Genomic DNA, 13450 nt, shown 5'->3' with positions numbered 1-13450 from the left:
AGGTATGAGTGATGTATTTCGCTTTTTTGTGTTTTGCTGTCGGCTTGCCATCGTTGCTCTATATCTTCGGTGCTGATCCGGGCGTTGTTGCTATAGTTCTTGCTCTCTCAGGGGCAGGGTGTGTTTTCAGTGGTGTGAAGGTTAATACACTTGTCTTGCCGATCATAGGTTTGCTCCTGCAGTTCCTCGCTGTTTTTCTTTTTGCAGATGCTGTCTGGTATCCTTTTGGAGCAAATTTTCTTGTAAACTACTATTTCCTGAGTTGTTGCTGTTTTGTTCTGGTAGCTTTTTGCTCTGCCTATTTACTGGATCAAGAGGTAGTGTCGCAGGTGGATGTCGCCTGCAGGCAACATCTTTCTCACCGGTACTTGTTGTTTCTTTTTTTTCTGTTGGGAGCAGCTGTCTGGTTTGTTGCTGGCCTGCGGGAAATATGGATGCATATAGTGGTGTGGGAGCGCCTGAACGGCACACTGCTCTTTGTTTCGGCAACATCAATTCTCTCTGGGATACTCGCTGAAAAGGTCCGTTGGAATCGTCTGGACTACTTTTTGCTCTTGCACCTTCCAGCCATTTGGCTCCTCCTTGTTCTTGCGCTTTTACGAAGTAATCCGACTGTTCAGCTTATTTCCGGCTGGGGTGCCGCGGCGTGGGGCGCTGCTTTTTTTGTACAGTATAGGATACTTGCACTTCTGGATACCAAAGGAGGTTTTGGAAAGACCCCGTTTTTTCATCTCTTCTCGCTCTGGGCTCTGCTTCTTGTTGTCCAACGTGAAGTGATTTCTGCTCTTTTATCTCTGGGTAGCTTGTCCTCTTTTGGGCAGCTTGGGGTAAAAATGTTTCTTTCCTGTTTGTATCTTTTGATTTTATTTGTCATGCGACAGAAAAACTGGTGGCCGGTTTGTCAGCATACCAGGGTATATCTTTGGGGTGGCCTGGCGTTTTTACTGTTTTTGACGATCACAGGGTTGTGAAATAAGGGTGAAACGGGAGCAGAAAAACCAGTTCTTTTGGGACCATTCCAGTGAAAACAGATGTGTTAATTGTGAGAATGGACTATTGTTTTCAACCGGTTATAATTGCCCACGGGTTGTAAAAATGATCACCTGGACAGGGCGGCTGGTTGTAACTTTTATAAGTAATGTAGATCTTGTTTTCTTTACTGAATTTTTTTGAGGTAGAAGTTGTTTTGCTGTCACTGTCTTTCAGGTGATTGCTTTTTATTATCTTGTTGTCTGTGCAGTACATAAAGGAAGAGTGTAATGTTTCGATCGTTTTATAAAAGTAGAGAGTGGTTTGTCTGGGCCTATGGCGGCGCTGTGTTTTTATTTCTGGCTCTGTTTGTCCAGGTGGAACTTACTGTAAAGATTAACGAATGGTATGGCAGTTTTTACAATATTCTGCAAAAAGCAACGGAGCATAAAATAGAAGAGTTCTGGGATCAGATGATGATGTTTGCTAAAATCGCCTTTCCCTATGTACTCATTGCCACGGTAACATCTTATTTTACAAGAATTTATTCCTTTAAATGGCGGGAGGCCATGACCTTTTCCTATATTGCCAGATGGCAGAAGGTCGATGAGGAGGTGGAGGGTTCCAGTCAGCGTATTCAGGAAGATATTTATCGTTTTGCCCGTATCGTTGAAAGCCTGGGCCTGCAGGTTATTCGGGCAGTTATGACATTGATTGCCTTTTTGCCTATTCTCTGGGGGCTGAGTTCCGGGGTGGATATTGCCTTTTTCAAGACTGTCCCGGGCAGCCTTGTCTGGGTTGCTCTGGCTGTTTCTATTGGAGGTCTGCTCATATCCTGGTTTGTTGGAATAAAGCTCCCAGGGCTGGAATATAATAATCAGAAGGTGGAGGCAGCGTTTCGTAAAGAGCTGGTCTATGCTGAAGATGACAAGGTTAATTATGGCAAGACAGAAACTGTCGTAGAGCTCTTTACCGGGCTGAAATTCAACTATAACAGACTTTTTCTGCACTATGGGTATTTCGATATCTGGGTGAATTTCTTTGAGCAGCTCATGGTGATCGTGCCGTATCTCATCATGGGGCCTGGGTTGTTTTCAGGGGTTATCACCCTTGGGGTACTTGTGCAGGTATCAAATGCCTTTAGTAAGGTCCGTGAGTCGTTTTCTATTTTTATTGCGAACTGGACAACGATCACCGAGCTGCGCTCCATCCATAAACGACTTCGAGAGTTTGAGCTGAACATAAATTATTGATGGTATCGTAAAGCCTCAGTTTACGCGCGTTGTAGGGTTTTGAGGAAGACCCCGCCATACCAAGTGTGTATAGCCGTCTCTCCATTAAAAACACTACTCCCTGTATATCAAACTTTTTAACTCACCGATCAGGTTCTACGATTGTACTTTTTACGAGTTCATCGATAATTACGAGCTAAAGATCCTTGAAAAGCCAACTGACCGGGAGGCTGAAATTCAGTCTCCCACCATTCTTCCCGCCTACCTGAGGGCAGCTTTTAAAAGCTGCACGATTTGATTACTCACCTGGGTCGAAACCGATCCTGCTGATTGCGGCTCTGATTTTTTCCCGCTCTATTCCGCTGTTTTCAAAAGATGCCTCCCCAGCTTCAAGGTTCACTGCAACCTGTTTCAATCCCCCAAGCCCTTCCAGTGCCTTTTTTACAGATTCGACACAATGCTGGCAACTCATGCCACTTATCTTAATGGTTTCCATAGATTTCTCCCGTGATTAATTTTAGAACTATACACTTAAGGTAAGGCTTAAATTTGTAATATCCGGTTAAGAAATTGCAAGTGTTTTCTTGAATTGTGGAGCAGTTACAGCGGGAGGGGTGAAACGGAAACAGTTTTTCTGCGACGTTTTTTGTGAGTGAATTCTCACAATGGTTCCCGTGTAGAAACGACAAAAAAGGCCGGGTCAGAGTTTCGACCCGGCCTGTATCCAGGAACTGCAATGGGGGGATATAGAGGCTTTACAGCAGAGGTGCAAAGCCTGAAATACTCAGCGAGCTTGGATGATTAATACTCATCGAACAACTTGTCTTCGAAGTAGTCATTTGAGTTGTATTTATCTTCGGTCATTTTCAGTTTTACAGGACTTTTCGATTCAATGATGTAGGCAGTTCCGCATTCATAGCAATCTATTTCATCACCGATTCCGAAATAGTATTCAATCGGAATGTAGCCAAGGCAGATCTGGCATTTGCCGAAACGATCTCGATCACTCTGGTGTTTGTTCACTTTTCCCATGTCACCCTCCATTTGGTTATTTATCTTAATCAGGGAATAGTTGCAGGATTACCATAGCAGAAACTGTGCCATTTCTAGTGAAATGTTTAAGTTCCTTTAACCCGTTGTATTCTCTGTTTGCGCTGAATCTTTTGGAGGAGGAGAATGTGAACAGTTACTTCCGAGTAATTTTCTCTATATTCCTATCCTGCCTTCTAGCATGCTGTAATTAGGGTTTTTAATTCTATTTTCCGAAGTACGCTTATTTTTCCGATTTTTTGAAATCTTCTTTTTTGAGCCCATGTACTTTCATCTTATTGTACAGTGCACGTGGAGTAAGACCTGCGAGTTGGGCAGCTTCTCCTATTTTGCCATCGGTGTAATCCAGCAGTTCTACCAGGTATTTTCTCTCGGCAGATTGAGAAAGCAAATTTTTATACGATTTCAAGGTGGTGCCCAGGCGAAAGGCAATATCCGTCAGGTTGGCAATATCCACAGAGGTCTCGGCTATAGGGATGCCTGGTATTTGTATCAGCTCAGTACTAATGGTTGGACTTGCCGCCAGCATCACTGCACGTTCAATGACATTCTGCAGTTCCCGGACATTGCCGAACCAGGGCACAGACAGTAAAAGATTCATTGCCTGAACATCCAGACCTTTGACATAATCTCTTCCGTTTCTCTTTTTACGGTTTATGAAATGCTGAACGAGCAGAGGGATGTCTTCCGTTCTATCCCGCAGCGGAGGAATGGGTACCTGGAATACCGAAAGTCGATAGTACAGATCAGAACGCAGTGTTCCTGATTTGATCAGTTCAACCGGATCTGTATTGGTTGCGGCTATCACTCTGAAGTCGGTATTTACATCGGTATTGCTTCCCAGTCTCTGGATGGTTCTTTCCTGAAGGACACGCAATAGACGGATCTGCATGGCCTGAGACATTGCTTCTACCTCATCAAGGAAAAGCGTCCCCCCCGAGGCGTGTTCAATCTTGCCGATGCGGCGGTTACTGGCTCCGGTGAAGGCACCTTTTTCATAGCCAAACAGTTCCGATTCCAGAAGCGTATCGGGCAGTGCTCCGCAGTTGACGGCCATGAATGGCCCGGTCCTTCGTCTTGACTCATTATGAAAGATTTTGGCCAGCAATTCTTTGCCCGTTCCTGTCTCACCTACCAGAAACAGAGGTGATTCAGTTGGCGCGATATCTTTTACAATATCGATAAGTCTTTCCATAAGAGGGCTTTTGGTGACGATGGCCTCAATTCCGGGCTGTTGATTCATATACCCCGCGAAATATTTTTCCCGGCCCTGTTCCTTCTTGTTGTGCATTAATTGACGAAAAAGAGAAGAGCACCCATTAACATCTGATCGGTCGAGGAAACTGTGCTTGCACGGCCACTGGTATTTTTTCTGATCCTCTTCTTTCGCCATTACCAGAAGGTGAGGTATACTGTGTGAAGAGGCGAGTTCACTGATGGTAAGCTCTTTCAGCTCTTCGTGTGAGCCATCGAGTATCCATGCATCAAAGACTCTTGAGAATGCAAGTGAGTAAAAATCAGTGGCACTGTGAATGCTGAGTATCTGACAGGTCGACGGTTCAAATTTCCGCCGCAGTTCTGTGAGAAGATCGGTAAGGCCAAAAAAGAGAATTTTATGCATGTAAGTACTCTGTCCTGTTCTGGAAAACGGTTTTGAAACATTCTAACATACAGCGCTGGTTGTTTGCTTCCTCAATGTGTTTTCTTCTCTGGGCTTTCCGCAAAATAACAGCTGGTGATGGATTGCAACTGGCGGGCTCCGCGGCTTATTTCTGTTAACATTTCCCATTGAGCATCGGCGATGTGTGGTTGCAGGGGCTGGTGAACTTCAATGAGCCGCGGAAATACTCTTTGCAGTTCCCGGTCCCACTCATCTCCGTATAAAAGCAGGTCATCGGGACGGATGGTAACCCCACTGGGTGAGGGTAGGGTAAACGGTTCAATTATATTTAACATTCCATAATGATTGGTGAGTTCCTCTCCAGCAGGAATATCTCGTATGGCAATTTCAAAGTTATATGGGGTGACACAGCAGTTTGGTGTACAGCTGTGGTTTACATAACGGGTATTATCCCAGCAGAAAATGAAATTACCGATGTTGTTGCGGTAGCTGTAATGGAGGATGATCTCCTGGATCGGCGGACTGTATTTTGAGAGTTCCTCCGGGCTGATCTCGCGGTCAAGAGGGTCTCTGACCCAGGTGATGGTACCACTTGGAATAGGATGCCGGGCAAAGAGGCCATAGCCTATTTCTTTATTTATAAACCGAACTTCGGTATCAGGGTGGATCATACAGGCTCCATGATTGGGATTTGTTTTCTCATAACCAGAGCCGATGATCCATCGGTATAGAATCCTTCTTTAGTTCCAAGGATGACAAACCCGGCCGCCAGATAGAAAAGCTGTGCCGCTGAATTCTGTGCCTGCACCTCAAGGCTTAATATTTCACAGCCTGTTTCCTGTAAATACTGTTCCGCCACGGTCAACAGTTGACGGCCGACTCCCAGTTTTCTGGCATCTTGCCGTACACCAAGAGAATAGATTCGCAGGATCCTGGATCTGCATCTTCTGAGAATTATCATGTACCCCACGAGAAGATTGCCCAGTTCGGCCTTGATGACCAGGGCTGTTTTGCTGTTGAGCAGATAGCGCATCTGCCTTGGCGAAATGATATCGTAATGGAAAATACTCTTTTCAAGATCTACCAGTGCTGTGAGATCGTCGATGGTTGCGTGAGTAAGTGTGAACATGTAGATCTGCCTATTTATTACGTTTTGTATCTAAGCGTTTTATGAACTCACGGAGAATGATCCGGTACAGTTCAGAACCGAGTATTTTGTCTTCAACGCCATGGTCAATGGAGGGATTATCGTTGATTTCGATGACCATGAGTCCTTTGTCACTCTCTTTAAGATCAACTCCATAGAGACCTTTACCTATGGAACCTGCAACTTTTTCTGCCAGTTTGGTTATTCGCCGGGGTACGTGATGCACGGGCATGGTTTCAAATTTTCCTGAGCGGGTGTGGCCGCTTGCCGTGTGCCTGTAGATCTGCCAATGGCCGTGTGCCATGTAGTATTTGCAGGCAAAGATGGCTTCTCCATTGAGCACCCCTATACGCCAGTCGTATTCTGTGGGGACAAATTCCTGGGCAAGGAGAATGGATGATTGCTTAAACAGGGTCTCGAGTTTTTCCATATAAACGGTTTCATTACCGACTTTATCGATCCCTACTGAAAATGAGCCATCCGGCACCTTGAGTACCATCGTATTGCCAAGTTCTTTTGCAAGCTCATTAAAGGAGAGTGGATTTTTCCTGAAAATAAGTTTCGAGTGTGGCGAGGCGATGGACTTGCTGTCAAGGATCTCTTTGAGATAGACCTTGTTGGTGCAGAGTATAATAGACGACGGGTCGTCAATGACGACCATATCCGCCTGCTCGGCGGTTTGTGCCAGCCGGTAGGTGATATTGTCTACGGAGGTTGTCTGTCTGATGAAAAGGGCGTCAAACTCGAGGATGCGACTGGAGTCTTTCTCCGTTATCAGTTCTGCATTGAGATCCATCTTTTTTGCTTCCCGGAGAAACAGATTGAGCGCTTGTTTGTCACTGGGAGGCATGTTTTCTTCTGGGTTGTGGAAAATTGCGAGGTCATATCTCGATGACTTCCTGCTACGTGGTCTCCTCCAGACTTTTTTGCTAAAGTTGTCCAGGGCGTCGGCGAACAGGTCCTGTTGGGAGTCATTCAATTCATCAAGTGAGAGATTACGGATGTTGATAACCTGAGATGGCTGGGAGTTGCTGAGAGTTACCCGCAGAAGTGGTGCCGGATACTGTTCAAAGATAGCCCTGCCAAATTTTTCCATTTTCGGATCTTCGGTTTTACCAAAAAAAAGATCCAGGAAATATCCGTCGTTTTCCAACCCCGCTATCATGGTAGACTGACAACCGCAGTGACGGAGTGTCGGGTGATTGGCTGTAAAAACCATCTCGTTGTCGAGCTGGTTGAGAGTCTCGATTGACGGCAATGCTCTATGTTTTCTTGCGTGGGCAAGTAGAGAACAATAATACCCCTCTGACTGATAGCTCATACTGGAGCAGAGGTTTATGATCAGGGGCGTATATTTACTGAGACTGTGATTTTGCAAGTAGGCATCGGCTGTAATGACGCTCTCGGATGTAAAATATGGGGCCCATTGTTCGTAGGAATCTATGACGATCAGTACCGAATGGTTGGTGCTGTTGTCTGATGCTGCTGTTTGTTGTTGAGCCGTATCGGTTGGAGAGGCTTCGTCGGAATGTAGCATTTTCACTCATGTGTTTGTATTGCGGGCTATATGTCCGCGCTATTGGGGTGCAGGACACACTTGTCTCTGCTCTTACCTGATGCTCGTAAAAAGATAGCAGGTTGTTACCTCTGTCGACATTATCAATTTTTGTGCCACCGAGCAAGAATACTATGTTAATGTAATTAAAAGGAAAAATATTTTTAAGGCTGTAGGTGATACAAAATAAGAGAAAAGTTTTTCTTATATTTAAAATTTATGCAATATCAGGTACTTGTGGGTATGTTGCTGGGCATATCTCACCGAGGTCTGCATTGTAAGCAATTGATAATGATTTGATACCTGTTATTATGACTGTAGATCACTAATTTTGGGTAAAAATTCAGTTTGCATTCATGTGAGAAAAATGTTTCTTTTTTCTTTCGATTGTAATTGAACTAAGGTCTTTTTGAGAAAATAATTTCTTTTTATGGTTTGCGTATGTTGATTAAAATGGTGTTGGCTCTGGCAGACGAAGAAAAAGAAAAGGCATTGGAGCAAGAATTTGCAATGACCGATATTGAAGTTGAGCGAGTCGGTCATTATCCAGATGCCTGGCAGCGTGTTGTTCAGAGTTGCGCTGATATTATAGTAATCTGTGAAGCCGTTTTTGTCGGGCCAGTGGAATCCGGCCTTGGGCTATTGTCAGTACTCCCCGAAGGCCCTGCAACTGTCATGCTCCATGACGACAATTCCACCGATATTCAGGCAAGTTACATTGCAGCAGGGGCCCACTCGGCACTTTATTCCGGGATCTCTGAGAAGAAACTCATCGGCGCGCTCGAGGCGACTATTGAGACCAGACGGCAGCTGATGCACCTGGAATGGAATGATCGAAGAAAAGGCCAGAAACCCAAGTTGTCAGACTTTTCTACCAGCAGTGAGGTGATGCAGCTTTTCATGAGCGAGGTGCAAAGGGTGGCTGCGAGTGACTCCCTTCTGCTCATCACCGGTGAAACGGGAGTTGGGAAGGAACATTTAGCGAAGGTTATTCATGAGGAAAGTGCGCGGAGTACAGGTCCCTTTGTTGCTGTAAACACGGCGGCGTTACCGGAGCAACTGCTCGAAAGTGAACTTTTTGGCCACAAACGCGGAGCCTTTACCGGTGCCACCCGGTCCCGGCGAGGCGCTTTTGAACAGGCTCATGGCGGAACTATCTTCCTCGATGAGATCGGGGAAATGCCGCTTCATCTGCAAACCAAGCTACTTCGGGTCCTTCAGGATTTTGAAATTCAACCGATCGGAGCCGAGAAATCCTCCTGGGTGGATGTACGGGTTATTGCCGCGACCAATCGCAATCTTGAAGAAGCGGTTGATTCCGGCATATTCAGAAAAGACCTCTACTACCGGCTGAGCGTTGTTTGTCTGCAGATTCCGCCACTGCGCAAGAGAAAAGAAGATATCCCCCATTTAGCCCGAAAATTTGTCACTCATTTCAAACATAAGATCGGTAGAGATGTTGGCCATATCTCGGCGACGGCCATGACCGCTCTTGCCGATTATGAGTGGCCGGGCAACGTTCGTGAATTGATGAACGTCATTGAGCGGTCGATGCTCCTCTGCCAGACCCCCGAGATCCGCATAGAAGATTTGCCTACGGTTTTTCAGGGTGCTCTCCGTCTGCAGAAAAAAGAAAAAAATGAACTCGTCCTGCCCGAGGAGTGGACCCAGAGTTCACTGGTTGAGGTGATGAGGCTTGTGAGAGAAGAGACGGAAAAGCGCTATCTGGATATTGTTTTAGCCCAGACAAAGGGGAATATTAAAGAGAGTGCCAGGCGTGCCGGTATCACGACCCGCAGTCTTTACAGTAAAATGTGCGAGTATGGTTTGAAAAAAGAAAATTACAAATAAGAGCGTCTGGGCATTACAGGTAGAACTTGCCTCTTTACCTGTTTCGCCCAGAACGGTGCCTTGTATCATCTAAAACCCTGCTTTGTTGTCTCACTTCTGTATCTGGTTATTTTAATTTCCAGGTGGGGTTTCTTTTAGCGAGAAATGCGGCAACCCCCTCCTTGGCGTCTTCAGTTGTGCAAAGCCTTGCAAATGCCTCGTTCATATACTGAAATTGTTTTTGATAATCCATATCCTCGGATTGATAAAATGCGCTTTTGGCAATCTGCACGGCAATAGGGCTTCGCTGTGCCAGATCTTCTGCCCAGGACAGGGCTGTCTCATCGAGCTCTTCATGGCCAACAACTCTATTGATCAAGCCAAGTTCCAGTGCTTCTGAGGCTTTTAAAAGATTTCCATAAAGAAGTAATTCCAGGGCCTTTTTTCGCCCGACACAGCGGGCAACAGGAAGAATAGGACCAACACAGTTCAGGCCGACGTTGATAGCGGTGAGCCCCATTTTCACACGTTCTGAGACAATGACTAAATCAGCTGCCGCAGCAAGGCCCATTCCATTGGCTGTGGCCACGCCCTGTAATTGGGCAATTACTGGCTTTTTCATAGTGGAGATCGTAACCAGCGGAGTTTCCATCCATTCTATCCACTCCCGGTATTGATTGGCGGATTTACCACTCAGCTCGTTGACATCAATTCCGGCACAAAATGCCCGGCCCGAACTTTTTAGAAGTATGACACGAACCATCTTTTCAGTTTCCATGTCAAGGAGCGCAGATTGGAGCTCACCTGCCATCTGGCTTGTAAAAGTGTTCAACTGTTCAGGGCGGTTCAGGGTAATTATGCCCACATATGTTCGTGTAATTTCAGTAAGAACTGTCTCATACATGATAACAAATCTCCATTGTTGAATTTTATTCTAAGCGACTTGCCTGCACTATCTTTGTGATATGTTCCTCCTGCAATTGTTGTTGATGTGCAGAAAAATGTTTTCAGCCTGATTGTAGTTGTGGTGTACCTGATACGAATTGGACGATTGTAGCGCGTTTAAGTAGCTCGCCTGGAAAAAGGTGAAAGAAGCTACAAAGCGCCTGGATGGTTTTTTGGGTGGGGTTACCTGCACGACTTTTAATTCTACTGATAGTAGCCCCTGTCATTCGGGGCTTTTGGGCCAGTTGCAGGGCTCTGGGGCCATATTTTGTCCGGAGAGTGCGATTGATAGATAAGGCAAAGTGAGAATCAACGGACATAGCAGACTTCCCCTGTGAGATGTTTATCCTAATGTGCAAAATATATACTAAAATGAGCAAAAGAAGAAACAAATTATCTGGAAAAATGTGTTAGGAGTGGGGAGGTGAGAACTGGGCGGGCGGAACTGAAATCTCCCTGGCCAGAATCGTATATATGTCATAAAAAACATATTTTTATTGTCAGCTATTGTTCTTTCGTTCCCGGCGAGTTCATGGGGTGTATCTCTCCTGTCACCAATACCGCGAAGCAGTCTGATTGTATTGAATCCTGCCGGGCATATCATTTCTCAATTGATCTGTCAGGTTGATCTGGTTGTTCGCTGACACCGGGCCTTTATCTCTTGGGCCTGTTTGATTTTCTTCTGGCCTGTGGTTAATCTGAAAACATAAAGGTCTGAGAAGAAAAATGGTGGGATCTTTAGAAAAATAATAAAAATCAAAATCTTGCGAGTTTAATACCCATGAAGCAATATCAGTCAGCAATTGGAGGCATGCATTGTGCCGCCTGTTCTACCAGGATTGAAAAAGTGGTTGGTCGACTTGAAGGTGTCTCACGTTGTGCGGTGAATCTTGCGACAAATCAGGCCAGGATCGACTATGACCCAGACCTTGTGTCTGTTGCCAAAATTGAAGAAACCATTTCCAGCCTCGGCTTTGTTGCAGAGGGGGAGACGGGTGACAACGGGCTGGACCAGGAAAAGGGAGTTGAAGAGCAGTTGGCTGAAATTAAAAGCCGGCTGGTACCCACTTTCATTTTTGCAGTTCTTATTATGACGATCTCCATGGGGCCGATGCTTGGTCTGTCCCTGCCTGGTTTTCTGAGTGCTGAAACCTCTCCCCTTGGCCATACGCTCGTGCAGTTTTTTCTTGTCCTGCCTGTGCTCTATCTTGGTAAAAACTTTTATCTGAGCGGTATACCGGCGCTGTTGCGGGGGATTCCCAACATGGATTCTCTTATTGCGATCGGCACTGGGGCTGCTGTCTTGTATTCCGTTTGGAATCTTGTGGAAATAATGCTTGGCATTGATTCCGTTGCACGTGCCCATGACCTTTATTTCGAGTCCGCGGCAATGCTTATCGCCCTTATTTCTCTTGGTAAATATCTGGAGATGAGATCAAAGGTCAAGACTGGAGAGGCGATAAAGACCCTGATGAAGCTTACTCCGGAAAAGGCAACAGTTGTAGGTGATAACGATGAACACCGTGAAGTTGATGTTGATTCGCTGCAGGTAGGGGATCTCATATTTATTCGTCCCGGAGAAAGGATTCCCGTTGATGGGGTGGTTGTTTCCGGGAATTCATCCGTCGATGAGTCCATGCTGACCGGGGAGAGTCTGCCCGTTTCCCGAGGGAGGGGTGATAATCTCTATGGCGGCACATTAAATACCACCGGGACGATTACCTTTCGAGCGGACAAGGTCGGCAGCGATACGGTTCTTGCCCGAATCGTCCGCCTTGTTCAGGACGCCCAGGGAAGTAAGGCTCCCATTGCACGTCTTGCTGATCGCATAAGCCTCTATTTCGTTCCGGTGGTTATCTCTTTTGCCCTCCTTGCAGGGGTGTCCTGGTACTTTTTCTGGGGTGCAGATTTTAGTTTTTCACTGCGAATATTCATAGCGGTGCTGGTTATTGCCTGTCCCTGCGCCATGGGGCTTGCGACCCCGACGTCGATAATGGTCGGGACGGGCAGGGGGGCGCAGCTTGGGGTGCTGATTAAAACCGGTGAGGTCCTGGAACGGGCGCAGATGGTAAACACCATAGTATTTGACAAGACTGGCACTCTGACTGTTGGGAAACCGCAGGTCACCGATGTCGTCTCCTGCAGTAATTTTGATGAGAATCGTATTCTGGCTCTGGCTGCAGGTGCGGAGTTGTCATCAGAGCATCCCCTTGCTACGGCCATAATCGCGGCGGGTAAGGAGCGGGGTTGTACTCCTGTGAAGATGGAGGATTTTAAGGCGCTGCCGGGATCAGGACTGCGGGGTCGTTTTGTCGTTGATGGAAAAGAGTTGACCCTTTTGCTGGGTAATCGGTCCCTTATGGAAAAGGAGAATGTCCAGGGGATTACACCGGAGCTGATGAAGGGCTGTCAGACCCTTTCGGAGCAGGGTAAAACGGTCCTGTATCTTGCGGTAGACTGTAAACTGGCGGGCATTATGGCCATTGCCGATCCGTTAAAAAAAGAAGCGGCTCAGATTGTCACAAGGCTGAAAGGTCTAGGGCTCCGTGTGGTTATGCTCACGGGTGATAACGAGAAGACAGCACAGGCTGTAGCTGTGGCAGCAGGTATTTCTTCGGTTGTCGCCGGAGTGTTACCCGAAGGTAAGGCGGATGAGATAAAGAAACTGCAAAGTGAGGGGAATGTTGTTGCTATGGTTGGTGACGGTATTAATGATGCACCAGCGCTGGCTCTTGCCGATGTGGGTATTGCCATGGGTTCAGGTATTGATGTTGCCATGGAATCCGCAGACATTGTCTTGATGGGTGGGCATTTAAGTGGTGTTACGACGGCCATTGGCTTGAGTCGTGCAACGATGAAAAATATTCATCAAAATCTTTTTTGGGCTTTTGCCTACAACGTTATCGGGATTCCTATTGCGGCGGGTGCCCTGGTCGCTTTTGGGGGGCCTGCTCTTAATCCGATGCTGGGGGGGCTTGCCATGGCAATGAGTTCAGTTTCAGTCGTTACAAATGCCCTGCGTCTCAGGCTGTATGAGCCTGATAAGTACAAATAAAAATGATGGGACGACTTTGAGAAATAGATTCTTTGTGATATAACGC

The 13450-nt window shown here is 46.4% G+C and carries 11 protein-coding genes; 4 read left to right on the top strand and 7 right to left on the bottom strand.

The window, feature by feature from the left end; translation table 11 throughout:
• The first annotated feature begins 11 nt into the window (after nucleotides 1-11).
• The gene (locus FCL48_RS05765) at nucleotides 12-971 is read left to right on the top strand and encodes a hypothetical protein (RefSeq protein WP_136871305.1); all 960 of its coding nucleotides are present in this window, start codon (nucleotides 12-14) and stop codon (nucleotides 969-971) included.
• Between the two features lie 288 nt (nucleotides 972-1259).
• On the top strand, nucleotides 1260-2222 hold the full coding sequence (locus FCL48_RS05760) for a putative transporter (protein ID WP_136871304.1): 963 nt from the start codon (nucleotides 1260-1262) through the stop codon (nucleotides 2220-2222).
• A 277-nt stretch (nucleotides 2223-2499) separates the two neighbouring features.
• Here FCL48_RS05760 and FCL48_RS05755 read toward each other — a convergent pair whose 3' ends face one another.
• The 6 genes from FCL48_RS05755 to FCL48_RS05730 form a co-directional block, all read right to left on the bottom strand.
• Nucleotides 2500-2697 carry a heavy-metal-associated domain-containing protein gene (locus tag FCL48_RS05755; RefSeq protein WP_136871303.1) on the bottom strand — a complete coding sequence of 66 codons (198 nt, stop codon included), beginning with the start codon at nucleotides 2695-2697 and terminating at the stop codon, nucleotides 2500-2502.
• 305 nt (nucleotides 2698-3002) lie between these two features.
• Complete coding sequence (locus FCL48_RS05750) at nucleotides 3003-3233, bottom strand: hypothetical protein (protein WP_136871302.1); 231 nt, start codon at nucleotides 3231-3233, stop codon at nucleotides 3003-3005.
• Between the two features lie 241 nt (nucleotides 3234-3474).
• Nucleotides 3475-4872 carry a sigma-54-dependent Fis family transcriptional regulator gene (locus FCL48_RS05745; RefSeq protein WP_136871301.1) on the bottom strand — a complete coding sequence of 466 codons (1398 nt, stop codon included), beginning with the start codon at nucleotides 4870-4872 and terminating at the stop codon, nucleotides 3475-3477.
• 71 nt (nucleotides 4873-4943) lie between these two features.
• Complete coding sequence (locus FCL48_RS05740; RefSeq protein WP_136871300.1) at nucleotides 4944-5543, bottom strand: SET domain-containing protein; 600 nt, start codon at nucleotides 5541-5543, stop codon at nucleotides 4944-4946.
• A complete protein-coding gene (locus FCL48_RS05735; RefSeq protein WP_136871299.1) occupies nucleotides 5540-6001 on the bottom strand; it encodes an N-acetyltransferase in 462 nt (153 codons plus the stop codon). Before FCL48_RS05735 ends, FCL48_RS05740 begins: the two co-directional genes overlap by 4 nt.
• A 10-nt stretch (nucleotides 6002-6011) precedes the next feature.
• Nucleotides 6012-7556, bottom strand: coding sequence for a RimK family protein (locus tag FCL48_RS05730; protein WP_136871298.1), 1545 nt, complete (start codon nucleotides 7554-7556; stop codon nucleotides 6012-6014).
• 459 nt (nucleotides 7557-8015) lie between these two features.
• Here FCL48_RS05730 and FCL48_RS05725 point away from each other — a divergent pair, with 459 nt between their 5' ends.
• On the top strand, nucleotides 8016-9425 hold the full coding sequence (locus tag FCL48_RS05725) for a sigma-54-dependent Fis family transcriptional regulator (protein ID WP_136871297.1): 1410 nt from the start codon (nucleotides 8016-8018) through the stop codon (nucleotides 9423-9425).
• 106 nt (nucleotides 9426-9531) lie between these two features.
• Here the strand turns inward: FCL48_RS05725 and FCL48_RS05720 are convergent, their stop codons facing one another.
• Nucleotides 9532-10308 carry an enoyl-CoA hydratase/isomerase family protein gene (locus FCL48_RS05720; RefSeq protein ID WP_240744757.1) on the bottom strand — a complete coding sequence of 259 codons (777 nt, stop codon included), beginning with the start codon at nucleotides 10306-10308 and terminating at the stop codon, nucleotides 9532-9534.
• 822 nt (nucleotides 10309-11130) lie between these two features.
• Here FCL48_RS05720 and FCL48_RS05715 point away from each other — a divergent pair.
• Entirely contained in the window at nucleotides 11131-13404 is a 2274-nt protein-coding gene (locus FCL48_RS05715) for a cation-translocating P-type ATPase (protein WP_136871295.1), read from the top strand.
• The last annotated feature ends 46 nt before the right edge of the window (nucleotides 13405-13450 follow it).

Source organism: Desulforhopalus sp. IMCC35007, assembly GCF_005116575.1.
Taxonomy (GTDB): Bacteria; Desulfobacterota; Desulfobulbia; order Desulfobulbales; family Desulfocapsaceae; genus Desulforhopalus_A.
The sequence above is the reverse complement of the archived record's forward strand: the minus strand, read 5'-3'. Positions and strand labels throughout refer to the sequence as shown.